Source organism: Kitasatospora sp. MAP5-34 (assembly GCF_029894335.1).
In the GTDB taxonomy this organism is placed as follows: domain Bacteria; phylum Actinomycetota; class Actinomycetes; order Streptomycetales; family Streptomycetaceae; genus Kitasatospora.
In genome coordinates, this window is record NZ_JARXZC010000019.1 from 16,144 (window position 1) to 38,885 (window position 22,742).

A 22,742-nucleotide genomic window follows, 5' to 3' on the forward strand; every position below is an offset into this window, starting at 1 on the left:
AGACTCTCCGGGCCGCGAAAACTCATCGCCGCGTCCGGCACAACAACGATCCCCAACGCTGCTTCGTCTCCATGCATCGTCTCCAGGATGGACCGGTATCCGATGTCGGACACTCCACAGGTCACGTCCGCTGGACCGGTGCGTTCGACGGCCTGCCGGGGAGTACCCCGGACGGCGCAGCCCGGTGGGCAGGCCGGGGGCGTGGTGTGTGACGGTGAGCGCGTGTCCACCTACTTGTTCCGGCTGGCCCAGTGGGCGTTCCGGCGACGGCGCCTGGTGCTGAGCCTGTGGCTCGTCGCCGCAGTTGCCACGATCGCCGTCTCGGTCGCGAGTGGTGGCAAGACGAACGACAACTTCACCATCCCCGGCACCGAGTCGCAGCGGGTCGTGGACCTGCTCACGGCCAAGCTGCCGGCCCTGGCCGGCGGTCAGACGCAGGTCGTCTTCGCCACGCACGGGGCGGCCAAGGTCACCGATCCGGGGCCGAAGGCCGGGATCGAGGCCTCGGTCGCGAATCTGGCAAAGGCCCCGCAGGTGGCCTCGGCCTCGGACCCGTTCCAGGCGAAGGCGGTCTCCCCGAACAGTCAGGTCGCGCTCGGCCAAGTGCAGTTCACCGCGCAGCCGGCCGACGTGACGGACGCCACGCTCAACGCGGTCCAGGCCGCCGTCGCTCCGGCCCGGGAGGCGGGCGTCCAGGTCGAGTACTCCGGCAGCGTCTACCCGGGCTGGCGACTCGCGCCGTCGGAACTCCCGGAACTCGTCGGCCTGGTCGTCGCGTTCATCATCCTGCTGATCACGTTCGGCGCGTTCGTGGCCGCCGGACTGCCGATCCTCACCGCGGTCATCGGCGTGGCCATCACCCTGACCGGCGTCACCGCCATCGCCTCGGTCGTCACCATCGCCTCCGCCTCGACGACCGTCGCCCTGATGCTGGGCCTGTCCTGTGGCATCGACTACGGCCTGTTCATCCTGTCCCGGCACCGCAACAACCTGCTGCAGGGCCGCGCGGTGGAGGAATCGGTGAGCCTGGCGGCCGGCACGGCCGGCAGCTCGGTGGTCTTCGCCGGACTGACCGTCGTCATCGCGCTCTGCGGCCTGTCCGTCGTCGGCATCCCCTTTCTGACCATCATGGGACTGGCCGCGGCCGCAGCGGTGGCCATCGCCCTGCTGATCTCGCTCACCCTGCTCCCCGCCATGCTCGGCTTCGCGGGCGAGAAGGTCACGAACTTCATCAACACACCGCTGCGCCCGGGGCATCACGAGGACGTCGCGGTGACGGCGGCCACCACACCTCAGAAGACCTCTGGCGCTGCTTGGGCCCGGTTCGTCGTCCGCTTCCGGATTCCGGTCCTGATCGGCGGCGTCGCCCTGCTCCTGCTGCTCGCGGTGCCGGCCCTGGACGTGCAGCTGGGACTGCCGAGTGGTTCCTCCAAGCCGACCTCCGACACCTCGCGCAGGGCCTATGACCTGACGACCGCAGCCTTCGGCCCGGGATTCAACGGCCCGCTCCAGGTGGTCGCGGACGGTGTCACCTCGCCCCAGACGGCGCAGACCATGACGACCACGCTGAGCGGGATCCCCGGCGTCGCGGCGGCAACCCAGGTGGCCCTCTCCAACGGGCTCGCGGTCATCCGTGTCGTCCCCACGACCGGCCCGAGCGACCCGGTCACCGCCGACCTGGTCCACACCCTGCGCGACAGTCGGGCCGTGATCGAGGGGACGAGCGGCGCGAACGTCCTCGTCGGCGGTGTCACGGCCTCCAACATCGACGTGTCCGCCAAACTGTCCTCGGCGCTGCCGGTGTTCCTGGTGGTCGTGGTCGGTCTGGCGTTCATCCTGCTGACGTTCGCGTTCCGGACGATCCTGGTCCCGATCAAGTCGATCGTCGGCTTCCTGTTGTCGGTCTCGGCCGCGTTCGGAATGCAGGTCGCGCTGTTCCAGTGGGGTTGGGGCCAGCGGGTCTTCGGCATCACCAAGGCCGAGACGATCAGCTTCCTGCCGATCATCATGCTCGCCATCATCTTCGGCCTCTCCAGCGACTACGAGGTCTTCGTCGTCTCCCGGATCAAGGAGGACTTCACGAAGACCGGTGACGCCCGGGGCGCCGTCGAACGCGGCACCGGTCTGTCGGCACGCGTGGTGACCGCTGCCGCGCTGATCATGTTCTCGATCTTCGTGGCCTTCATGTTCAGCAAGGATCCGACCATCAAGGCCATCGGCTTCAGCTTCGCGGCGGGCGTCTTCCTCGACGCCTTCGTCGTCCGCCTGACCCTGGTGCCCGCCGTACTGGCGATCGTCCGCTCGAAGGTCTGGTACCACCCGCAGTGGTTCGCCAAGTACGTCCCCGACCCCGACATCGAGGGCGAGAAGCTGGAACACCAGCTGGCCCAGGAATGACGGGGTCGTCGCCGGAGACAGGACAGCGGGTTTTACAGCAGCGTCCTCCAGAAGTACCAGAAGCGGTTCAGGATCAGCAGGGCGATCCCCGCGTACCAGAGGGCCGGCACCACCCAGTGGTAACGCCGGGTGAGCCGCGGGAAGTTGTGGAGGGTGGTGTACCAGCAGAGCGGTAGCACCACTGCCCACACGACCATGCAGTACGGGCAGAGCGCCCCGATCTCGTACAGCGCCTGGTAGATCAGCCAGCCGGTGAAGCCGAGCCCCAGCACGCTGCCCAGCTGGAGGCCCAGCCAGAACCAGCGCCGGTACGTCGCGCCCGCCAGCAGCCCGGCGCCGACGGCGATCAGTGCGCCGAACGCGGCCAGCCCCAGCAGCGAGTTGGGGAAGCCGAACGCCTCGGCCTGGGCCGTGCGCATCACCGACCCGCAGCTGATCACGGGGTTGATGTTGCAGTTCGGCGTGTAGTCGGGGTTCTGCAGCAGGCGGATCTTGTCGATGGTCAGGACGGTCGAGGCGGCCAGCCCCAGCACGCCGCAGACGACCAGCAGCACGGCGAAGCCTCGGCTTGCCGCTCCCGTGGATGAACCGGCTCCGGCCGGCGAACCAGCGCCCACCGGCGCAGCGGCGGAGATCGGGGTGCTCTGCGTCATGGTGTCAGCCTCCCGTGGTTCGGCGTACCAGCGCGGTGTACTGCTCGGGGGTGATCGGGGCGTTCTTGCTGTCGAACACCTGGAGCTGCTTGCCGTCGAGGATCAGGGTCGGGGTGCCCTGCACGCCGCTGTCGTTGAAGGTGGCGGCGACCTTGGCGGCCCAGGGCTTGTAGGTGCCTTCCGTGACGGCCTTGGTGAACGCGTCGGTCTTCAGCCCGGGCACCTTGCCCGCCAGGTCCAGCAGGTGGTTGACGTCGCCGAAGCCGTCCACCTGCTCCTCCGGCTGGTTGGCGAAGAGCACGTCGTGGAACTGCTTGAACTTGTCGACACCCTCGTTGAGCGCCGCCCCGGCAGCGGCCAGCGCGGTCGCGGAGCCCTTGCCGCCGAGGCCGTCGTCGAGGAAGGCCGCCAGGTGGTACTCGATCTTGTACGTGCCGTTGTCGGCGAGCTGCTGGACGGTCTTGCCGGTGGACTCCTCAAGCTTGCGGCAGATCGGGCAGCGGAAGTCCTCGTACACCTGGAGGGTGTGCGGGGCGTCCGCGCGGCCGTAGACGATCACGGTGCCGTCCTGGCCACCCGCGTTGGCGGGGGTGACGACGGGCGCCGAGGCGGTGGCGGTGGGCGCGTCGGTGGTGCGGGCCGTGCCGATGGCGACGGCGGCGGCGCCCGCGAGGGCGAGTACGGCGGCGATCGAGACGCCGACCACGACGCGGCGGCGGACGGTGTTGGCGCGGGCCTCGCGGCGCTGGGCCTCCGCCATGCGCTCGCGGGGGGACTGCTTCGTCCGGTGCTGCTTCGTCTGGTTCTGGGGGAGGGTCATGGTGGTCCGTCAACTCCTGGGAGTGCGGGCACGCCGCAGAGCCGCGCGTGGCGCGGGGGCATGCCTGAGGCAGGTGGGCTACGAGAGGTGAGCCGACGGATCGTCCGGCCGGGCGGTGCGGAACCGGGTGGCGTACGCCGTCAGCAGGCGAGCGCGAGAGCCGGCGGGCCGCGCCTGGGCGCAGGGGTGAGCACGACCTCGGACGGCCGGGGCAGCTCCTGCCCGGCGTCCGGTACGGGTGCCAGCGTCAGCGGGCAGCCCGGGAGCGGCGCGAGCAGCCGCAGCACACGCACCGGCGAGGCCAGCAACCGGCCCAGCGCGCGCAGCGCCTCGGCGAGCCCGCTGAGCGCCGCGTCGCCGAGCCGCAGCCAGAGCGCGGCCGAGAGGGCGAGCAGCAGGTGCACCATGAGTACGAGGGCCTGGGCGGTCGCGGGGTTGCCGGTGGCGAGGAACGAGCCGTTCACCGAGCCGCCGCCGCAGACCAGCAGGTCGACGCCGTGGCTGGGGGTAGCTGCGGCACAGGTGTCCTGGCCGAGGTTGAAGGCGGTGTTCAGCAGCAGCTCGACCGGTACCAGCACGGCCGCTATGTGCAGGAAACGCCGCTGGGAGCCGGCGGCGGCCAACGCGACCAGGAAGACGGCGGCCGTGGCCACGGCCACCAGGGTCAGCGGCAGCGCCCGCCCGGTGACGACGACATGCCCGAGCGCGGACAGCGGAACGGCGAGCGCGGTGAACACCGCTGCCCGCAGAGCCCTGGTCGCCTGGGTATCAGTCATCGCATCGGAGTATGTCATGGGGCGCGGCCCGGACACGAGAGGGCGGTAGCCCTCCGTTTACGACCGCGACGACTTAATGTGGCTGCATGGCGCAGCAGGCCGGTCGGACGGCGGGGGCGCTGCTGGCCGCCCGGATCGCGGAGCAGGCCGCCGTACTGGCCGGGCTCGAGGCCGCCGTACGGGCCGACGAGCCGGATGCCGTGCACCGGATGCGGGTCGCCTCCCGGCGGCTGCGCAGCGCGCTGCGCGCGTACGGGCCGCCGCTGCGCGAGGTGGTCGGCGAGCTGCGGTGGCTCGCTTCGGTGCTCGGGCTGGCCCGGGACAGTGAGGTGCTGGGGGCGCGGCTGCTCGCGCAGGCAGGTGCGCTGCCGCCCGAGTGCGGGCGGGACGAACTGGTGACACGGCTCACCCGGTGGTCACGCGAGCTGTCGGAGCGGGCCCGCCCCGAGGTGCAGGCGGCGCTGGACGGCCCTCGGTACGCGGCGCTGCTCGCCCGGCTTGCCGCCGAACCCCCGCCCGGGGACGGGCTGCCCGCCCTCTCCGAGCTCGCCCGCCGTGAGCAGCGCCGGGTGGCCGCCAGGCTGAAGGCGGCCGTGGGCGGCCCGGACGGTGATCGCGAGCTGCACGAGGCGCGGAAGGCCGCGAAGTGGGCCCGCTACCTCGGCGAGACGGCCGGGCTGCCGGCCGACGGGTTCACCGCCCGGATGAAGGCGTTGCAGGAGCTGCTCGGCGAGCACCAGGACTCGGTGGTCGCCCGCGCGGCCCTGCTCGGGCTGGCCCGGGACCACCCGGAGGAGGGCTTCGGCTACGGAGTGCTCTACGGCGGGCAGCTCGCCGTCGCCGAGCGGGTGCGCGAGCGGCTGCCGGACGTCCGGCGCCGGCTGCGGAAGGCCGCGACCTGGGAGTGACCGCTGCGTGGGAGTGACCGCTACCTGGGTGACGGCTACCTGGGAGTGACCGGGAGGCCGGCCGCCCGGGCGGCCGTGCCGAGCAGGTCGGTCAGCATCGCGGTGGTGAGGCGGCCGGTGAAGGTGTTGCGCGGGCTGACGTGGTAGCAGCCGAACAGCTCCAGCGGCGGCCCGCCGTCGGCGGCCGCCAGGGTCACCCGCGCGCCGTGTCCGAAGGCCGGACGCGGCCGGGGCACCGAGTACCCGGCGGCGGACAGCACCGGCAGCAGTGCCTGCCAGGCGAACCCGCCGAGTGCGACCACCACCCGTACGGTGGGCCGCAGGAAGCCCAACTCGCTCACCAGCCAGGGCCGGCAGGTGTCCCGCTCCAGCACGCTGGGCTTGTTGTCGGGCGGCGCGCAGCGGACCGGATCGGTGATCCGCACGCCGTACAGCTCCAGCCCGTCGCCCCGGCGGACCGAGCCGGGCTGTGAGGCCAGCCCCAGTTCGTACAGCGTGGCGTAGAGCAGGTCGCCGGACGGGTCGCCGGTGAAGATCCGGCCGGTCCGGTTGGCGCCGTGCGCGGCCGGGGCCAGCCCGACCAGGACGAGCGCCGCGTCCTCGGGGCCGAAGCCGGGGATCGGCCGGGCCCAGTACTCCCAGTCCAGGAACGCGCGGCGCTTGACCCGGGCGGCCTCCTCGCGCCAGCTCACCAGCCGGGGGCAGGCCCGGCAGCCGGTCACCGCCTCGTCCAGCTCGGCCAGGCTGTGCGCTGCGTCCGGTCCGTCGGCGTGCTGGGCGTGCTCGGGGTGGTCCATGGCGCGATGGTAGGGAATCGGGGCGGAGTAGCGTTGAAACAGGTCTCTGTGGGTTGAGAGTTGCCGAGGTGGCCACGATGATCGTTCTTGACTCGATTCTTGGGGTGGTTGGAGCGGCGGCCGGTCTGGGAGCCATCTGGGCGGCGTTCAGCATCCGGGTGGTGCAGCAGTTCCAGCGCGGTGTGGTCTTCCGGTTCGGGCGGGTCCGTGAGGAGCTCCGGCAGCCCGGGCTGGTGATGCTGATGCCGGTCGCGGACCGGATCAGCAGGGTCAACGTGCAGATCGTCACGATGCCGATCCCGGCGCAGGAGGGCATCACCCGGGACAACGTGACGGTGCGGGTCGACGCGGTGGTGTACTTCAAGGTGGTGGACCCGGTGCGGGCCACGGTCAACGTGCAGGACTACCAGTTCGCCATCTCGCAGGTCGCGCAGACCTCGCTGCGGTCGATCATCGGCAAGAGCGAACTCGACGACCTGCTGGCCAATCGGGAGCCGATCAACCAGGGCCTGGAGCTGATGCTGGACAGCCCGGCGCTCGGCTGGGGCGTCCAGATCGACCGGGTGGAGATCAAGGACGTCGCGCTGCCCGAGTCGATGAAGCGCTCGATGTCCCGGCAGGCCGAGGCGGAGCGTGAGCGGCGGGCCCGGATCATCACGGCGGACGGCGAGTACCAGGCTTCGGCCCGGCTCGCGGAGGCCGCCACGATCATGAGTTCCGCCCCCGCCGCACTTCAACTGCGGCTGCTGCAGACGGTGGTGGAGGTCGCGGCGGAGAAGAACTCGACCCTGGTGCTGCCGTTCCCGGTCGAGCTGCTGCGCTTCCTGGACACCGCGACCAAGTCGACGGCCGCCGCGATGGCCGCCCCCGCCGCCGCCAAGCCTGCAGAGCCGGATTCGGGGTCGGAGCAGGAGTCCGGGGCGGCGCAGTCGCGCGGCGTCGAGCAGCTGGAGTTGCCGCCGCTGGAGGAGGTGTTGGCCAAACCGTTGAACGAGGTGCTGGCCGCCGTGCCGCCGGTCCCGCCGGTCCCCTGAGCCCAGGTGGCGATGGTGTCCGGGCCGGACCACGATGGAGGAGGACGGGGGGCGCCCGACGCCAGGAGGCTGGCCATGACCACCGCGAAAGAGATCATGCACCCCGGCGCCGAGTGCGTCCGGGAGCACGAGACGTTGGCGGACGCCGCCCGGATCATGAAGGAACGGGGCGTCGGCGCACTGCCGATCTGCGGAGAGAACCAGAAGCTGCTGGGCATCCTCACCGACCGCGACATCGTCCTCAGGTGCGTCGCCGAAGGCCACGACCCGGGCAAGGTGACCGCCGGCGAGGTGGCGCAGGGGCGGCCCATGGTGGTCGAGGCGGACGAGGACGCCGAGCAGGTCCTGCGGGTGATGGAGCAGTACCGGGTTCGCCGGCTGCCCGTGATCAACCACCCCGATCACAAGCTGGTCGGCATGATCAGCGAGGCCGACATCGCGCGCGGGATGCCGCAGGAGCGGGTCGCCGAGTTCGTCAGCGCGATCTGCGCCGAGTAGCGCGGGGTACGTGCGGTTCGAGGGGCGCCGGGGTCGGCGCCCCTCGAACGTGCCGTGGGTCAGATCTTCGCGAGGAAGGTGTTCGCGATGACCTGGTAGCCGGTGTCGTTGGCGTGGATGTCACCGCGCGCCATGTTGGTCCACTGCATGATCCGGGCCACGTTGAGCGGGACCTGCTGGCCGTTCAGCGGGACCAGGGGCAGGAACGCGTTGGTGTCGAACGCCCGGCCGACGTCGGCCGTCGGCACTCCGTGGAAGGCGTCGGTGAGCGTGATCGTCGCGTTGAGCACGTCCGCCAGCGGTACGGAGAGACCGGCCTGCACCCTGCCCTGAGCCCCGGTCAGCCAGACGGCGAGGAAGGGGTCGTAGAGGTTCATGCCGACGATCCGGGTGTGCGGGCCGGCCGCCGCCTTGAGCTTGTCGAGGATGCTGCCGAGGTCCGTACGCACCTTGCCGACGCCGGCCAGCGCGCAGGGCAGGTTGACGGTGCCGCCCGTCAGGCAGCCGTCGACGTCGTTGGCGCCGATGTCCAGCGTCACCACCACGTGGTCCCGGTGGTGGGCGTGCAGGAAGGCCACTGCTTCGGCGAGTTGGGAGTCCTGGTACGGGTGCGGGTAGGGGCAGCCGCCGTCGATCATGCTGCCGGTGGTCTCGCCGGGGCAGCCGAGGTCGGTGAAGTCGAAGGCATGTCCGGACGCCGCCGCGCGGGCCGCCAGGGTACGGGCGATGTCCTGGGCGTATCCGCGCCCGGTGACGGCGCCGCCGCCGGGCAGCGTCTGGTAGCCGGCGGCCAGTGAGTCGCCGAGCGCCAGGTAGTAGCGGGGGACGGCGTGGGCGGAGGCGGCGGAGGTACCGGAATCCGCCGCCGAGGCGGGTGCCGACAGGCCGAACAGAGCGGCGGCGGTGGACACCGCGACCACTACGGCGAGTCGGACGTGTCTGAGCAGAGTTGCGCGCATGAACTCTCCAGCGTGACCAGGCGATCGGGCAGGGTGAGGCTACTGCCCGGTAGCGCGGGAGAGTAGGGGTTGGACCGGACTGCCCGGTCCGGGGTGCCGCGCGGCACCCCGGACCGGTGGTCACTCAGGCCGTACGGCGACGCCCGAGGACGGCTGCCAGGGCGCCCGCGAGGCCGACGACGATGCCCACGATGCCCAGGGTGCGGGCGGTGGAGTCGCTGCTGTCGGTCTTCGCGGCGGCCGTTGGCGTGCTGGTCGGGTTGCCGGTCGGGTTGCTGTTGGCGGCCGGGCTCGGGTTGGCGGTCGTGCCCTCGGCGGCGGTCAGTTCGAGCACCGGGGCCGGGTGCTGGGGCTCCGGCTGGCCGTCCTTGGACTCCTCGATCCAGCGGACGATGTTGCCGTTGTTGTAGGTCTGGAGGGCTTTGAAGACCACCTTGTCGGTGCCGGTCGGGAGGGCGCCGAGGTCGACGGTGAAGTCCTGGTAGTGGCCGGGGGCGATCTGGCCGCCCGTCCAGACGACCTGGGAGACGACGTCGGTGATGTCGCCGTCGTCGGTGTGGATCGGGGTGGCGAGCTTGGTGGTCTGGATCTGGTCGGTCCAGCCCGGTACCGGCGCGACGAGGGCGGAGGGGACCGGGTGGTCGGTCGGGAAGTCGACCTCGACCTTCACGGTGCTCGCCTTGTCGTCCTCGTTGGGCACCCGGAACGCGAACGTCTGGTCGGTCGCGTCCTTGGCCACGCTGGACGGCTGGACGGTGACGTGTGCCGACGCGGGGCCGGCGACCAGCAGGACGGTCGTGGCGGCCAGGGCGGTGGCGGCGGCCACGCGGTGCGAACGGGTCTTGAGGTGCTTGCTCATGGCTGGGTGTTCTCCATCGGGGAGATGGCGCGCGCAGGTGGGCGCGGACCGGCGTGACCGGCCCGCGCAGGGCGCTCGCGGCTGTGAACTCAGGACGGGTGGACGGCCGGAGCCGCCGGTGGACCTCGTCTGATCACGGAGTGCCGCAGCAGGACGGGCGACGGCAGCCGCCAGTAGCCGCCCGGCCAGGCGTGCTGCCGGGTCGGAGCGGGCCGGGCGTGCCCGAGGCCGCCCTCGACGGCGGCGAACAGCGCGAGCACGGCGCGCAGCGGTGCCGCGTACGCGTGTGCGGCGGCCGAGGCGGCGTCGGCGGTGCCGCGGACGAGGCGCCACACTGCGGCCTCGCCGCGTCGGAGCCACCAGCCGGCCAGCAGGGTCGCCGCGAGGTGGGCGCCCAGCATCGCGGGGCTCAGCCCGAGCAGCGCGCTGTGGAACCAGAGCGTCGCGTGCGGCACCGCTGCCGTGTAGGGGTGCGCGCCGAGTCCGGTGCCTGCACTGCCCATGCCCGGCATACCTGGCATACCCGCCATACCCGGCATGTCGGCCATCGCCTGCGGCCGTAGGGAGCGCTGAGCGGCCGAGGGCTGCGCCGCGTGGAAGAGGAAGTGGAGGGCCAGTTGTGCGGCGCCGAGCCCACCGGTGATCGCGGGCAGCGAGCGTTCCCGTCGTGCCCCGAGGGCGGCCGCGACAGCCGTGGCGACCCAGCCGAGCAGGATCGCGCTCAGCGGTACCGTACTGCCCGAGGCCGGCATGTGGGCGGCTGCGGCCAGCAGGACGCAGACCGTCGCGAAGGGCAGGGCCCGCAGTACGCGAAGGTCGAGCGCGGCGGCACGTACCGGCGGGGGCACGGCCTCGGGATCATGGGCAGACATGGCGGCCACATCATGACATCCGTGCCCCCGTCCCGTGTAGGGGGCCGGTACAAGGGGCCGGAACGATCCTGCGATCCGCACGGTCCGGGAGCAGTACTAGAATCGCGCCGGTTCCCCGCTCGGGGTAGTTACCGGCCCGGAGTCTGCGACCAGGGAGCGACACAGCGGTATGGCCCGCGAGAGCGTCATCGAGGCTGTTCAGACGGATCAGACGGATCAGACGGATCTGACGGCTCGTACGGAGAGTGCCGCGACCGGGGTGAGGGCCGGCCGGTCGCGTTTCGGTTCGAACTTCGGTTCGCTGGAGCTGCTCGTCGTCGGCATGGTGGTCCTGCTGGTCACCCGGCAGTTGGTGGCCGGGTGGGTGGGGCCGCCGTGGCTGGAGGCGTGGGCTGCGGTCTTCGTGGCGATCTGTGTGCAGGCGCTGCCGTTCCTGCTGTTCGGGGTGGTGCTCTCGGCGTGCATCGCCGCGTTCGTCCCGACCTCGCTGCTGGAGCGGGCGTTGCCGAGGAACCCGGTGCTCGCGGTCCCGATCGCCGGGGTCGCCGGGGTGGTGCTGCCCGGCTGTGAGTGTGCCTCGGTGCCGGTGGCGGACCGGCTGATCGCGCGCGGGGTGGCACCGGCCGCCGCGCTCGCCTTCCTGCTCTCCTCGCCCGCGATCAATCCCGTGGTGCTGGTGGCGACTTCGGTCGCCTTCCGGGGACAGCCGGAGATGGTGCTGGCCCGGCTGGTCGCCTCGCTGGCCACGGCCGTGGTGATGGGTCTGCTGTGGGCCCGCTTCGGCCGCCCCGAGTGGCTGCGGCCCCGGAGCCGGCGCGAGCCGTCGGCGGGTACGGGCGGCTGGGCGAGCTTCCGGGCAACCCTCGAGCACGACTTCCTGCACGCCGGAGGCTTCCTGGTGATCGGCGGCATGACGGCGGCCACGCTGAACGTGGCGGTGCCCAGAGGGCTGCTGAGCAGCCTCGCCGGGCTGCCCGGCATCTCGGTGCTGATGCTGGGGCTGCTCGCCGTGCTGCTGGCGGTGTGTTCGGAGGCGGACGCGTTCGTCGCGGCCGGGCTGAGCGGATTCTCGCCGACCGCGCGGCTGGCGTTCATGGTGGTCGGCCCGATGGTGGACGTGAAACTGATCGCGCTGCAGGCGGGCACGTTCGGGCGGGCGTTCGCGTGGCGGTTCTCCGGGGCGACGTTCGTGGTGGCGCTGCTGTCGTCCGGGCTGGTGGGCTGGTGGCTGCTGTGAGGCGCGGGAGTCCGAACTCGGGGGCCCGGGCGGTCCTGCAGATCCTGCTCGGCGCGGCGGTGCTGCACATCTCGCTGTTCAGTGAGATGTACCTCCGGTACGTGCGGCAGGCGCTGCGGCCGTACCTGGTCGCGAGCGGTGTGCTGCTGGTGCTGGTCGGTCTGGTGGGCGCGGTCGTCGCCGTCCGAGAGGCGTTGCACGGCCGAGTGGAACATCCGGAGCAGTATGAGCACGGCGACGGTGACGGCCACGGGCACAGCCACGGCAGCGGCCCCCGGATCGCGTGGCTGCTGGTCCTGCCGGTGCTGGCGATCTTCCTGCTCGCTCCCGGCGCGCTCGGCGCGTACACGGCGCAGCGCTCGGACAGTACGACCGTCAAACCGGCCGCCGCGAACACCGGCTTCGCGCCGCTGCCCACCACGGACCCGGCCCCGCTGCGGCTGGCCGACTTCGACGCGCGGGCGGTCTGGGACTCCTCGGGGTCGCTGAAGGGCCGTCGGGTCAGGCTGACGGGCTTCGCCACCTCGAAGGACGGCGGCGGCTGGTACCTCACCCGGTTGACGATCACCTGCTGCGCCGCCGATGCCCGGAGCAGCAAGGTCGAGATCCGGGGTGGCGGTGCGCCGCCGCCGCAGGGCAGTTGGGTGGAGGTCACCGGCGTCTGGCAGTCCGACAGCGAGGCCGGCCGGGACAACGCGATCCCGTCACTGGCGGCCGAACGGGTGAGTGCGACCTCGGAGCCGGACAATCCGTACGAGTGATCGATCCGCCGTGGATACGCCCGTTCCCGCTCGGTAATTGAGTCTGCCTAAGGAAGGTCGAGTGTGAGGTCCGCTCGTGGTTCAGCCGCCCTGGTCGTGGCCGGCGTGGTCCTCGCGCTCGCCTTCATGCCCGCGGGCCCCGATGCCGCAGCCAGGCGGAGCCGTCCGTCCGCCGCTGCCGGGCCGAGTGCCGGTGCGAGTGCCGGCACCGACGGGGACGGCACGGTGAGCGTCCTCGGTGACGGTTCGACCGCCGACGCCGGGCCGCAGCCCCTGCAGCCCCCGGTCGAGAAGCTCAGGCCGGGGCAGCGGCCGCCGCAGTTCGTCGTCTTCTCCTTCGACGGCGCGCGGGAGGGCAGCGACCAACTGTTTTCGCGTGCCCGCACGGCGGCCAAGGCGAGCGGCGCCGAGGTGACGTTCTTCCCGCGTGGGATCGATCTGCTGCAGGCGGCGAACCGGACGGTCTACCAGCCGCCCCAGCACCCGGCGGGCGCCGCCGCGATCCCGTTCCCGACGGACAGTCAGATCCAGGCGACGCTGCAGCAGTTGGGCCGGGCCTGGCAGGACGGCGACGAGATCGGCACCGACTTCAACGGCCAGTTCTGCGGCGCCAAGGGCGCCCGGGACTGGAGCACCGAGGACTGGAAGAGCGAGATCAGCCAGGTCGACTCGTTCGTCAACTTCTGGAAGACGGGGAGCAGTTTCACCGATCTCGCCCCGCTGCCCTTCGACTACCAGTCCGAGCTGGTCGGCGGCCGGGCGCCCTGCCTGGAGGGCCAGCAGAACCTCATCCCGGCGGAGAAGGACGCCGGCTGGCGGTACGACGCGAGTTCCGCCGGGGACTCGCAACGCTGGCCGGCCCAGCTCGACGGCATCTGGAACTTCCCGCTGCAGCGGGTGCCTTACCCCGGTCTGCCCGACGGCGTTCTGTCGGGCGACAGCAGCCTGCTCGCCGTCCAGTCGGGCGCCGTCCGGCAGTCGGGTGCCGTCCGGTCGGGTGTCGGCCCGGCTGCGGATCCGGCGCAGTACGCCCGGTGGGAGCAGCAGGCCCGCGACGCGTACCTCGCCGGATTCGACCGGGTGCGCTCCGGCAGCCGGGCGCCGCTCTTCATCGGGACCCACCTGGAGAAGCTGAACGGTGGCATCTATCTGCAGGCCGCCGAGGACGTCATGAAGACCGTCTGCCACCAGGACGGCGTCCGCTGCGTCTCGTTCCGCCAACTGGCCGACTGGCTCGACGCGCAGGACCCGCAGCTGCTGGCCCGGCTGCGCACCCTCGACCCGGCGGCGAAGGCCCCGGACTGGTCCACCTTCGCGAAGTAGGATCGACCGGCGATCGCCGGTCGGTCCATTGGGTCACCGGCCGGGCCGCGCATCCCGGCCGGCGACCCGGTGCCCCGATGCGTCAGCAGCTACGCAACTCGGGCGTCTGGTTGAGCAGTTGGGCGCGCAGCGAGGTGAACGTGCGGTACTCGTCGCTCTCTTCGGTGCCGGGGCGGAAGGCGGCGACCCGGTGGCAGTTCATGAAGGCCAGCCGCACCCCGAAGTGGCGCTCCAGGCTGCCCCGGATGGCGTCGCTGGCCAGGGCACGCAGGAGTTGGCCGCGCTCGGCGTCCGACGGCGTGGTGTTGTCGTCGACGAACGGTGTCGCGGCCGCTGCCGTGCCGAGTTCGGAGCTGAGGCCGGCGACCACCTGGTAGGCGTAGGGGAGCGAGGTGCGGACAGTGTCGACGAAGTCGGCCTCGGTGACCTCGCCGGCTTCGGCCTGGGCGAGGATGGCAGGGGGGACGTCGAGAGACATGGGGGATCCCTTCAGCGGGCCGGGGCACTGCAATCCCGGTCCTGTTGAATATGAAAACCGTTACGGGATTGACTGTCCGTCATGTCCGGACGCGCTGTCAAGTCGCCCTGCCGTAGCCAAGTCGCCCTGCCGGGGCGCGAATCGCGCGGCGGCTTCAGGCAGAGGTTCCAGGAGGAGGTCTCAGGCGGCGGCGGCCCCGGCGAGGGTGGCCCAGACCACCTGCGGGTGGCGGATGTCGCTGTGCGCGCCCGCGAACGGGGACAGGTCGGCGGCGATCACCGCGTCGCTCCGCAGCCGGTAGAACCTGCCCGGCTGGAACCCGTACGGGGTACCCGCGTCGAGCAGGTCGAGCTGCTGCGCGTCGGCCTGCTGGAAGCCGTCGTGCCCCATGCCGCCCCAGCGGTAGGTGAGGTCCTCGGCGCTCTCGGAGTCGCTGTGGCTGAGCATCGAGGCGGCCGGGTACCACCAGCCGACTGCTCGGTCGGCGGCCGAGAAGGTCGAGAGCAGCGGCCCGCCGACCTGGCTGCCGAGACCGGCCAGGAAGCCGCTGCGTGCGGCGTCCACCGGCAGCGGGGCGGCGAAGCCGAAGTGCGAGAAGGCGCCCTGGATGAGCAGCAGCGAGGTCACCGGGCTCGGCGTGCCCGCCGGGAGCCCGGTCAGTGCGAAGGAGATCAGCCGGGCGCCGAAGCTGTGGCCCAGCAGGTGCACGCGCAGCCCGTTGGCGGCCAGGCGCCCGAGCAGCGGGCCGAGGCCGTCGCGGCCGATCACTCCGGCGCGGTTCTTCATCTCGTAATAGCTGGCGGTTCGGAGCGCCTCGCGGGCGCCGTGCCAGAGGGTGGTGAACGGGTTCGGCAGGGCCTCGGCGTCGGACTGCTGCTTCGACAGGGCGGAGAGGGTGCCGAAGACCTGGGCCGTGGGGCCGGTGATCACGCTCTGCTCGCCGCTGTCCTCCGCCCCGAGCGCGGGGGAGGTGACCAGGCTGCCGATCAGGTCGTGGCAGTGCTGGAGGTCGGCCGGATTCTGCGGTTGGCTGTCCAGCAGCGTGGTGACCTGGCCGAGCGTGCTCTGCTGCGCGGGGGCGAAGGCGGGGGTCAGCGCAGCTGCCAACTGGGCGCCCGTGGAAGGGGTCTGCGGTGCGGTCGGGTCGTCCTCGGGGAAGAGCAGGGACGGCCACAGTACGCCCACCAGGCCGGTCCTCCCCTTCAGTGCGGGCGCGAACGCGTCGATCTGGCACGAGAGTTCACCGAAGATGTCCTGGTAGAGCTGCTGGGCGCCGGCCGTCGAGCTGTTCCAGCCGTGCGAGAAGACGAAGAGCTCGCTCACCCCGGAGGCGGGCAGCCCGCCCGGCAGCCCGCCGTCGTCGAGGACTCCGCCGTCGGCGCCGAAGGTGACCTCCCAGTAGGGGAGTCCGGCAATCGGGTCGGCCATCACGACCCCACCTTCCCCGAGTCGGAGGTTCCCCGACTCAGACGTTGGACATCACCCGCATCAGGTCGACCAGACCGTGCCCCTCCAGGAAGTGGTCGCGGCCGAGTGACGTGGCGTTCGCGCAGAAGATCTCCTTCACCTCCCTCGGCCGCCCGATGAACTCCTGCCGGGCGGACAGGAACGCGGCGATCGCACCGGAGACGTGCGGAGCCGCCGTCGAGGTGCCGCTCTCCTCCACGTACGTCGGCAGGCCGGCGGGGTCGACGCCCTCGGGCAGCAGCGAGACCAGCTGGTCCCGGAGGCCGCCGGTGGCGCAGGAGGTGATGTGCTCGCCCGGCGCCAGGAGGTCCGGCTTCGGGCGGCCGTCCAGGGTCGGGCCCTTGGAGGAGCTGTAGGTCACGCCGAACTCGTGCGGCCGGTCGCGGTGGGTCGAGCCGACGGTGATCGCGCCGTCCGCGTTGCCCGGGTCGGTGATGGTGGCGAGCACCGCGCGGGTGTCCGAACCGCCCTCGCCGGGGGCGGCCGCCCCGCCGAAGCCGTCGTTGCCCGCGCTCACCACGACCACCACGCCGCTGGCGGCCAGCAGGTTCACCTCGCGGCAGAGCGGGCTCTGCCCGCACGCGTAGTCCCGGGGGTCCCACGGGCAGCCGAAGCTCAGGTTGACGCCGTGGACCAGCAGCAGCCGCCCGCCGGTGTTGAGCGTCTCCCGGACGTAGTAGAGCGCCTCGATCACCGCGCTGGACGAGGTGATCAGCTCGCCGCCGCGCTCGGCCAGCACCCTGAGGCTCACCAGCCGGGTCAGCGGGGCCATCCCGGCCAGCGACCGGCCCGTCGTCAGTTGGCGCGAGGTCCAGCTGGGCAGGTCGTCGGCCACCGTCTCGACACTGCCGATGACCGGTTCGTACTTCTCGGACAGCCGGCCCGCGATGATGCCCGCGACATGGGTGCCGTGGCCCGCCGGGTCCTCCAGCGGGAGGTCCCTGGGCGGGTCGGGGGCGGGTACCACCAGGTCGGTGAAGTCCCGGTGCAGCCGCTCCACCGGGCCGGTCAGCGTGCCGTCGGCGAAGTGCGGGTGTTTGGCGTCCACCCCGCTGTCCAACACTCCCCAGACCACGCCTTCGCCGGTCGCCGCGTACGCCCGGAGCACCGCGTCCGACTTGATGGTGGACACCGAGCGGTCGATGTGGGCGTGCAGGGTGTAGTCGGGCCAGACCCGGAAGACCGTGCGCGGGCCCTTGCCGTCGGCGCCCCGGTCCTCGGCCACCAACTGCTGGATCTCCTCGGGTCCGAGAACGCAGGAGACGTAGCCGGCGGCGATCGGGCGGGGCCCGGTCGGCGGGCGGGAGTCCGTGGGGAAGGTGCGGTCGAAGACGTCGGCGAAGTCCAACCGCGTCTGGTCGGTGGACGGGTCCCTGGTGAGGTCCAGCTCGACCAGCACCGGACTGCGACTGTCCGGCAGCACCTGCACGACCTTCTCGCGGACCTCGCGCGGCGTCCTGGCATGCAGCGCCGGGCTGACCGCGCAGTACCCGGCCGCTCGTGGGTGTTCGGCCCTGCTCATCGCGCGCCCCTCGGTCAGGAGTCGGTGCGCCCCCCTCCACCATGCGCCCGCTGCTCACGGATGGCGCGCTGGAGCAGCTCGGCGAGGTGCACCGCCCGGCGTCCGCCGGAGAGTTGGGCGATCTGGGTGCGGCAGCTGAAGCCGTCGGCGAGCAGTACGGTGGCGGGATCGGCGGCGCGGACGGCGGGGAGCAGGACGCGTTCGGCCGCCGCCACCGAGACCTCGTAGTGGCCGCGTTCGAAGCCGAAGTTCCCGGCCAGTCCGCAGCAGCCGGAGTCGAGGACGTCGTTGCCGAGCCCGATCCGGGCGTCGATCCGGCGGTCCGCGTCGGTGCCGAGAACGGCGTGTTGGTGGCAGTGCACCTGGGTGATCGCCGGGCCGGGCGCGTACGGGAGTTCGACCTCGGAGTCGTCCAGGAACTCGGCCAGGGTGCGGACCCGCGCGGGGGTGTCCCCGGCGTCGGCGCCGAGGTGCCGGGGGAGCTCCTCGCGCAGGGTGGCGGTGCAGCTGGGGTCGAGGCCGATCACCGGCAGGCCGGGCGGCAGGGCGCGGAGGCTGCGGCGCATCACCCGGCGGGCGGTGCCGAGTTGGCCGGTGGAGAGCCAGGTGAGGCCGCAGCAGACCGGGCCGGTGGGGAGGCGGACGGCGAAGCCGAGGTGTTCGAGTACCTCGACGGCGGCCCGGGCGGGTGCGGGGTCGAGCAGGTTGGTGAAGGTGTCGGGCCAGAGCAGTACGGGCCGGGCGCCGGGCTGCTCCGGGTGCGCGGCGCGGTGGTGGCGGAACCAGCGTTCGAAGGTCTGCGCGGGTAGGGCGGGGAGGTCGCGGCGGGGTTCGATGCCGCCCAGGCGTTTGAGGAGCGCGGCGGCGCGCGGGGAGCGGAACAGGCGATTCACCGCGCCGGGGGCGTACGCGCCGGCGCGCAGGGTCAGTGGCAGCCAGCCCATCGAGTAGTGCGGGAGCGGGCGGAGCCGGTGGCGGTAGTGCTGGTGCAGGAACTCGGTCTTGTAGGTCGCCATGTCGACATGGACCGGACAGTCGCTGGCACACCCCTTGCAGCCGAGGCAGAGGTCGAGCGCCTCGCGGACCTCTTCGGAGCGCCAGCCGTCGGTGATCACCTCGCCGCGCAGCATCTCGGCGAGCAGCCGGGCCCGGCCCCGGGTGGAGTGGCGTTCCTCACCGGTGGCCATGTAGCTGGGGCACATCACGCCGGTGCTGGTGTCGACGCACTTGGCGACGCCCACGCAGCGGTGCACGGCCTTGAGCAGGCTGCCGCCGTCGCGCTCGTAGGGGAGCGCGAGCGGGAGCAGGTCGCGGCCGGTGAAGCGCAGGTCGGCGTCGAGCGGGCGCGGGTCGACCAGAGCACCCGGGTTGAGCAGACCGGCGGGGTCGAAGATCCGCTTGAAGCGGCCGAAGAGGTCGATGATCTCCGCCGGGTACATCCGGGGCAGCAGCTCGGAGCGGGCCTGCCCGTCGCCGTGCTCTCCGGAGGGTGAACCACCGTAGGAGACCACGAGATCGGTGGCCTGTTCCATGAACGCCCGGAACTCCGGCAGTCTCTGACGGTTCGTCAGGGGAAAGTCGAGACGCAGGTGTACGCAGCCCTCGCCGAAGTGCCCGTACGGGACGCCGCGCAGCCCGTGCGTGGCGAGCAGCGTCCGCAGGTCACGCAGGTAGCCGCCGAGCCGCTCGACCGGGACGGCGGAGTCCTCCCACCCGGGCCACGCCTCCGTACCGTCCGCCAAGCGCGTGACGATGCCGGCCCCGGCCTCGCGGACGGACCAGAGTTGGCGCTGCTCGGCAGGGTCGGTGACGACGGTGGTGGTGGCGTGGGGTGCGCGGCGGACGGCTTCGGCGAGCGTGCGGGCGGAGTCCAGGGCCTCGGCGGGGGTGGCGCCGCCGGTCTCCAGGAAGAGCCAACAGCCGCCCTCGGGAAGACGGTTGAGTGCGGGCGGGCGCGGGCCGGCCGCGAGCAGGGCGGCGATCAGGTCGGCGGCCATGCCCTCGACGGTGAGCGGGCGCAGCGGCAGCAGGGCGGGCACGGCGTCGGCGGCGGCGCTCTCGTCCGGGTACCCGGCCACCACCAGGGCGCGGGCGGGCGGGACTTGGACCAGCTTGACGGTGGCGCCGAGCAGGACGGCGCAGCTGCCCTCGGTGCCGGTCAGGGCGCGGGCCAGGTCGTAGCCGTGTTCGGGCAGCAGGGCGTCGAGGGCGTAGCCGGAGGTGCGGCGGGGGAGGTCTGGCATGCCCCGGCGCAGGGTGGTGAGGTTCGCGGCGGTGAGGTCCTGGAGTGCGCGGTGCAGTTCGCCCTCGCGGCCGGGGCGGGTGCGCAGCCCGTCGCGCTCGGCGGCGGTGAGTGGTCCGGTGACGGTCAGTTCGGTGCCGTCGGCGAGCAGCAGGTCCAGTGATTCGAGGTTGTCGGCGGTACGGCCCCAGGCCACCGAGTGCGCGCCGCACGCGTTGTTGCCGATCATGCCGCCGAGCGTGCAGCGGCTGTGCGTGGACGGGTCGGGCCCGAACCGCAGCCCGTACGGGCGGGCGGCGGCCTGCAGGTCGTCCAGGACGGCGCCGGGCTCGACCCGGGCCGTCCGGCGCTCGGGGTCCACGCTCAGCACCCGGTTGACGTGCCGTCGGAAGTCCAGGACCACCGCGCCGGGCCCGATCGCCTGCCCGCCGATGCTGGTCCCGGCCCCGCGCGGGACGACCGGCACGCCGTACTCGCGGCAGAGGGCGAGCGCCGCGCGGACGTCGTCGGTGTCCGCCGGTTTCACCACACCCAGCGGCAGGTGGCGGTAGTTGGAGGCGTCGTGGCTGTAGACGGCCCGCTCGGCGGTGCCGAAACGGACCTCCCCGCGCAGGGCCGCACGGAGTGCTCGGGCGAGTTCGGAGGCCATGGGGGGATCATCGCAGCGCCGGGCCCCGGCGGGCAGCGGGCCACGCCCGCCGCTCGTACCGTCGGGCCGGATTCGGGCCGGACTCGGGCCGGATTCGGACCCGGCTCAGGCCCGGCGGCCGACCGCGCTCCGGGCGATGTGGGAGAGCTTCGCGAGTTCGAACGCCGCGTAGGCGCCGCTCGCCAGCAGCGAGAACTTGATGCCCTCCCGGCCGTCGGGCCGCTTGTAGTCCTCCGGCAGGTAGGTCCGGTAGTGCTCGGCGGCGCGCTGGAAGAACTGGGGGCGCTGCGAGCGCGGCACGCAACCGGCGAGGTCGAACACAAAGAGGTAGTGGCGGATCATCCTGGTGAACAGGAACGGCAGTGCCGGGGCCAGCTCGGGACGGTCCGCCACCAGCTCGAAGCTCCGCTGGTACTGCTCGAAGATGTCGAAGTGGCTGCTGCCGGGGGAGCCGGTCGGGTGCAGGGTGTGGCGGCGGCGGATCTGGACGCACTCCCGGTCCAGCACCGCGACCCGCTCCGCCGTCAGCAGCGCGTGGTGCGCGACCGGCACCTCCTCGTAGTGGCCCTCCGGGAAGGGCGGCACGATGTCCCGGCGCAGCAGCCGGTCCCAGACCATCGGCGGCGCGCCGAGCAGCTCCGGCCGGGCGAGCGGGCCGAGCACCTCCGGGCCGGCGGCGGCGAGCAGCTCGGCGGCGGCGCCGGGCCAGCTGCGCCCCCGGTACTCGCGGTTGTGGCCGAACAGCAGCACGTCCACCGGCCCGGTCTCCGCCAACCGGTCCGCGATCGCCTGCAGTGCGTCGGGGTCGAGCAGGTGGTCGCTGTCCAGGAACAGCAGGTACTCGCCGGTGGCCTTGGCCGCGCCGGCGTCCCGGCTGCGGCCGATGCCGACGGCCGCGTTCAGCCGCAGGACGTTCACGCGCGGATCACGCATCTCGTACGCCTCGGCGAGCCGCTCCGGGCACTCCGGCGAGCGGTCGACGACCAGGACGATCTCGAAGTCGCGGAAGGACTGCGCGAGCAGCGAGTCCAGGCAGTCCTTCAGGTGTTCCTGCTGGTCGTAGGCGGGCAGAACGACGGTGATCAGAGCGGAGGGCATGGGCGGGAGGCTAAGGGCGTGTACACGTCCAGGCAAAGGCGAGAATTCCGGCGAACCGGCGCAATGCCGGGCAAAGCTCGGCAGGCGTACGCGATATCTTCACGTGGCGTTACTTCCCGCTCACGGCTGTCGAACGCCGCAGGGGCGGCACCTCCACCCCGTGCTCCGGGAGGAGGTGCCGCCCCTGCGGGGTGGGGAGTCCGGGGACTCAGTACGCGCTGTGGACCTGCCAGAACGCCCAGGCGCCGCACGGGCTGCCGTAGGTGGCGTTCATGTAGCTCAGGCCCCACTTGATCTGGGTCGCCGGGTTGGTCTGCCAGTCGGAACCGGCGGCGGCCATCTTGTTGCCGGGCAGGGACTGCACCAGGCCGTACGCGCCGGAGGACGGGTTGGTGGCCGTGACGTTCCAGCCGCTCTCGCGCTGGACGATGTTGTCGAAGCACTGCAGCTGGCTGGCCGGCACAATCTGTGCGGCGATCTGCTGCGGCGAGCCGCTGGGTGCGGCGGGCGTCGCGTTCAGGACCGCGCGCTGCTGCGAGCGGGAGGCCGCGTCGGCCTTCGCCTTGGCGGCCGCCTGGGCCTTCGCCCCGGCGTTCGCGTCCGCCTGGGCCTGAGCCTGGGCCGCTGCCTCCGCCTTGGCCTTCGCCGCCGCGTCGGCCTGCGCCTTGGCCTCGGCCTGGGCCTTCGCCTGGGCGTCCGCCTGGGCCTTGGCCTGGGCGTCGGCGAAGCTCTTGGCCTCGGTGGCCGCGAGCTGCTGCGCCTCGGTGGCGGCGGAGCTGGCGACGCTGCTGGTGGCGACGGTCTGCGGCACGGCGGCCACGGCGGAGGAGGAGTCCTGCGGCAGGGCCAGGGCGACGGTCGCGGTGCCGAGCACGGCGAACGTGGCGACACCGGTGATCAGGGCTTTGCGGCGGTTCTTGAGCAGCTGCATGGAGGGGGACAACCTCTTCCGTCGGGCGGGGCCGTGTATCGGGCACACGGGTATCGCGAAGCGTGTTCGGGGAAAACAGGCCCCGCGAGCCGTTTCGGACGGCCATGGCACCCCGGCTGTGGCCCGGGATGGGCGGGATGCGCGGGCTGGTCCCGACGGGAGGTCCGTGGAGCCGCCGCGCTGCCTTGCGACGTGCACATTCTTGGCAGACGCGCCGGGCGGGGGTCAATGAGCCCACGTACTACTGCCGGTAGTAGTCACGGCAGCGGAACCCAGGGAGGGAAGTGGGCGATTTGCCCGGGTTTACCCCACTCCTACATTTGCTAAACCCCAGAGCTGTGATCGGCCGGGACAGGCGGCCTGACCAGTGCCGTTGGTCCTGTCCACGCCGGGTCGGCCGCCTCTGGAGCGAGGTGCCTCCGCCCAGGGCCGGGTCCACCGACTATCGAGGGCAGTAGTCA

Annotated in this window: 20 protein-coding genes; 7 read left to right on the top strand and 13 right to left on the bottom strand. The window is 72.3% G+C overall.

What is annotated here, in order from left to right:
• Positions 1-222 precede the first annotated feature (222 nt).
• Positions 223-2,397, top strand: coding sequence for an MMPL family transporter (locus P3T29_RS17300; RefSeq protein WP_280717378.1), 2,175 nt, complete (start codon positions 223-225; stop codon positions 2,395-2,397).
• A 32-nt stretch (positions 2,398-2,429) separates the two neighbouring features.
• Here P3T29_RS17300 and P3T29_RS17305 read toward each other — a convergent pair whose 3' ends face one another.
• The 3 genes from P3T29_RS17305 to P3T29_RS17315 all read right to left on the bottom strand — a co-directional run bounded on the left by P3T29_RS17305 (position 2,430) and on the right by P3T29_RS17315 (position 4,646).
• Positions 2,430-3,050, bottom strand: coding sequence for a vitamin K epoxide reductase family protein (locus P3T29_RS17305; protein WP_280717379.1), 621 nt, complete (start codon positions 3,048-3,050; stop codon positions 2,430-2,432).
• Between the two features lie 4 nt (positions 3,051-3,054).
• Positions 3,055-3,870 carry a thioredoxin domain-containing protein gene (locus P3T29_RS17310; protein WP_280717380.1) on the bottom strand — a complete coding sequence of 272 codons (816 nt, stop codon included), beginning with the start codon at positions 3,868-3,870 and terminating at the stop codon, positions 3,055-3,057.
• Between the two features lie 140 nt (positions 3,871-4,010).
• A complete protein-coding gene (locus P3T29_RS17315) occupies positions 4,011-4,646 on the bottom strand; it encodes a hypothetical protein (RefSeq protein ID WP_280717381.1) in 636 nt (211 codons plus the stop codon).
• A gap of 86 nt (positions 4,647-4,732) precedes the next feature.
• Between P3T29_RS17315 and P3T29_RS17320 the strand changes: the two genes are divergently transcribed.
• Positions 4,733-5,554, top strand: a complete 822-nt coding sequence (locus P3T29_RS17320; protein WP_280717382.1) for a CHAD domain-containing protein — start codon at positions 4,733-4,735, stop codon at positions 5,552-5,554.
• A gap of 35 nt (positions 5,555-5,589) precedes the next feature.
• Here P3T29_RS17320 and P3T29_RS17325 read toward each other — a convergent pair whose 3' ends face one another.
• Positions 5,590-6,351: a uracil-DNA glycosylase gene (locus P3T29_RS17325; RefSeq protein WP_280717383.1), complete on the bottom strand. Its 762-nt coding sequence runs from the start codon at positions 6,349-6,351 to the stop codon at positions 5,590-5,592.
• A gap of 77 nt (positions 6,352-6,428) precedes the next feature.
• Between P3T29_RS17325 and P3T29_RS17330 the strand changes: the two genes are divergently transcribed.
• Positions 6,429-7,385: a slipin family protein gene (locus tag P3T29_RS17330; protein ID WP_280717384.1), complete on the top strand. Its 957-nt coding sequence runs from the start codon at positions 6,429-6,431 to the stop codon at positions 7,383-7,385.
• 75 nt (positions 7,386-7,460) lie between these two features.
• Positions 7,461-7,883 (top strand): CBS domain-containing protein, encoded by a 423-nt coding sequence (locus P3T29_RS17335; protein ID WP_280717385.1) that lies wholly within the window; start codon positions 7,461-7,463, stop codon positions 7,881-7,883.
• 59 nt (positions 7,884-7,942) lie between these two features.
• Here the strand turns inward: P3T29_RS17335 and P3T29_RS17340 are convergent, their stop codons facing one another.
• The 3 genes from P3T29_RS17340 to P3T29_RS17350 form a co-directional block, all read right to left on the bottom strand.
• Positions 7,943-8,842 carry an SGNH/GDSL hydrolase family protein gene (locus tag P3T29_RS17340; RefSeq protein WP_280717386.1) on the bottom strand — a complete coding sequence of 300 codons (900 nt, stop codon included), beginning with the start codon at positions 8,840-8,842 and terminating at the stop codon, positions 7,943-7,945.
• Positions 8,843-8,966: 124 nt separating this feature from the next.
• Positions 8,967-9,701, bottom strand: a complete 735-nt coding sequence (locus P3T29_RS17345) for a YcnI family protein (RefSeq protein ID WP_280717388.1) — start codon at positions 9,699-9,701, stop codon at positions 8,967-8,969.
• Between the two features lie 89 nt (positions 9,702-9,790).
• The gene (locus tag P3T29_RS17350) at positions 9,791-10,573 is read right to left on the bottom strand and encodes a hypothetical protein (RefSeq protein WP_280717389.1); all 783 of its coding nucleotides are present in this window, start codon (positions 10,571-10,573) and stop codon (positions 9,791-9,793) included.
• 169 nt (positions 10,574-10,742) lie between these two features.
• On the opposite strand from P3T29_RS17350, the gene P3T29_RS17355 reads away from it, so the two are divergent.
• The 3 genes from P3T29_RS17355 (at position 10,743) to P3T29_RS17365 (ending at position 13,894) form a co-directional block, all read left to right on the top strand.
• The gene (locus tag P3T29_RS17355; protein ID WP_280717390.1) at positions 10,743-11,810 is read left to right on the top strand and encodes a permease; all 1,068 of its coding nucleotides are present in this window, start codon (positions 10,743-10,745) and stop codon (positions 11,808-11,810) included.
• Complete coding sequence (locus P3T29_RS17360; RefSeq protein ID WP_280717391.1) at positions 11,807-12,571, top strand: TIGR03943 family protein; 765 nt, start codon at positions 11,807-11,809, stop codon at positions 12,569-12,571. Before P3T29_RS17355 ends, P3T29_RS17360 begins: the two co-directional genes overlap by 4 nt.
• Before the next feature lie 63 nt (positions 12,572-12,634).
• Complete coding sequence (locus P3T29_RS17365) at positions 12,635-13,894, top strand: hypothetical protein (protein ID WP_280717392.1); 1,260 nt, start codon at positions 12,635-12,637, stop codon at positions 13,892-13,894.
• A gap of 82 nt (positions 13,895-13,976) precedes the next feature.
• Here the strand turns inward: P3T29_RS17365 and P3T29_RS17370 are convergent, their stop codons facing one another.
• The 6 genes from P3T29_RS17370 to P3T29_RS17395 form a co-directional block, all read right to left on the bottom strand.
• Positions 13,977-14,372 carry an SCO5389 family protein gene (locus P3T29_RS17370; RefSeq protein ID WP_280717393.1) on the bottom strand — a complete coding sequence of 132 codons (396 nt, stop codon included), beginning with the start codon at positions 14,370-14,372 and terminating at the stop codon, positions 13,977-13,979.
• 180 nt (positions 14,373-14,552) lie between these two features.
• Positions 14,553-15,800, bottom strand: a complete 1,248-nt coding sequence (locus P3T29_RS17375; RefSeq protein ID WP_280717394.1) for a serine-threonine protein kinase — start codon at positions 15,798-15,800, stop codon at positions 14,553-14,555.
• A 37-nt stretch (positions 15,801-15,837) separates the two neighbouring features.
• Positions 15,838-17,361, bottom strand: a complete 1,524-nt coding sequence (locus P3T29_RS17380; protein WP_280717395.1) for a S8 family serine peptidase — start codon at positions 17,359-17,361, stop codon at positions 15,838-15,840.
• 14 nt (positions 17,362-17,375) lie between these two features.
• Entirely contained in the window at positions 17,376-20,252 is a 2,877-nt protein-coding gene (locus tag P3T29_RS17385) for an FAD-binding and (Fe-S)-binding domain-containing protein (protein ID WP_280717396.1), read from the bottom strand.
• Between the two features lie 105 nt (positions 20,253-20,357).
• Complete coding sequence (locus tag P3T29_RS17390; protein ID WP_280717397.1) at positions 20,358-21,350, bottom strand: glycosyltransferase family A protein; 993 nt, start codon at positions 21,348-21,350, stop codon at positions 20,358-20,360.
• Positions 21,351-21,558: 208 nt separating this feature from the next.
• Entirely contained in the window at positions 21,559-22,281 is a 723-nt protein-coding gene (locus P3T29_RS17395) for a lytic transglycosylase domain-containing protein (RefSeq protein WP_280717398.1), read from the bottom strand.
• Positions 22,282-22,742: the final 461 nt, after the last annotated feature.

Excerpts from the sequence above, each read along its gene's own strand:
- P3T29_RS17305 (WP_280717379.1), bottom strand. The coding sequence starts at position 3,050 with ATGACGCAGAGCACCCCGATCTCCGCCGCTGCGCCGGTGGGCGCTGGT.
- P3T29_RS17310 (WP_280717380.1), bottom strand. The coding sequence starts at position 3,870 with ATGACCCTCCCCCAGAACCAGACGAAGCAGCACCGGACGAAGCAGTCC.
- P3T29_RS17315 (WP_280717381.1), bottom strand. The coding sequence starts at position 4,646 with ATGACTGATACCCAGGCGACCAGGGCTCTGCGGGCAGCGGTGTTCACC.
- P3T29_RS17320 (WP_280717382.1), top strand. The coding sequence starts at position 4,733 with ATGGCGCAGCAGGCCGGTCGGACGGCGGGGGCGCTGCTGGCCGCCCGG.
- P3T29_RS17325 (WP_280717383.1), bottom strand. The coding sequence starts at position 6,351 with ATGGACCACCCCGAGCACGCCCAGCACGCCGACGGACCGGACGCAGCG.
- P3T29_RS17330 (WP_280717384.1), top strand. The coding sequence starts at position 6,429 with ATGATCGTTCTTGACTCGATTCTTGGGGTGGTTGGAGCGGCGGCCGGT.
- P3T29_RS17335 (WP_280717385.1), top strand. The coding sequence starts at position 7,461 with ATGACCACCGCGAAAGAGATCATGCACCCCGGCGCCGAGTGCGTCCGG.
- P3T29_RS17340 (WP_280717386.1), bottom strand. The coding sequence starts at position 8,842 with ATGCGCGCAACTCTGCTCAGACACGTCCGACTCGCCGTAGTGGTCGCG.
- P3T29_RS17345 (WP_280717388.1), bottom strand. The coding sequence starts at position 9,701 with ATGAGCAAGCACCTCAAGACCCGTTCGCACCGCGTGGCCGCCGCCACC.
- P3T29_RS17350 (WP_280717389.1), bottom strand. The coding sequence starts at position 10,573 with ATGTCTGCCCATGATCCCGAGGCCGTGCCCCCGCCGGTACGTGCCGCC.
- P3T29_RS17355 (WP_280717390.1), top strand. The coding sequence starts at position 10,743 with ATGGCCCGCGAGAGCGTCATCGAGGCTGTTCAGACGGATCAGACGGAT.
- P3T29_RS17370 (WP_280717393.1), bottom strand. The coding sequence starts at position 14,372 with ATGTCTCTCGACGTCCCCCCTGCCATCCTCGCCCAGGCCGAAGCCGGC.
- P3T29_RS17375 (WP_280717394.1), bottom strand. The coding sequence starts at position 15,800 with ATGGCCGACCCGATTGCCGGACTCCCCTACTGGGAGGTCACCTTCGGC.
- P3T29_RS17380 (WP_280717395.1), bottom strand. The coding sequence starts at position 17,361 with ATGAGCAGGGCCGAACACCCACGAGCGGCCGGGTACTGCGCGGTCAGC.
- P3T29_RS17385 (WP_280717396.1), bottom strand. The coding sequence starts at position 20,252 with ATGGCCTCCGAACTCGCCCGAGCACTCCGTGCGGCCCTGCGCGGGGAG.
- P3T29_RS17390 (WP_280717397.1), bottom strand. The coding sequence starts at position 21,350 with ATGCCCTCCGCTCTGATCACCGTCGTTCTGCCCGCCTACGACCAGCAG.
- P3T29_RS17395 (WP_280717398.1), bottom strand. The coding sequence starts at position 22,281 with ATGCAGCTGCTCAAGAACCGCCGCAAAGCCCTGATCACCGGTGTCGCC.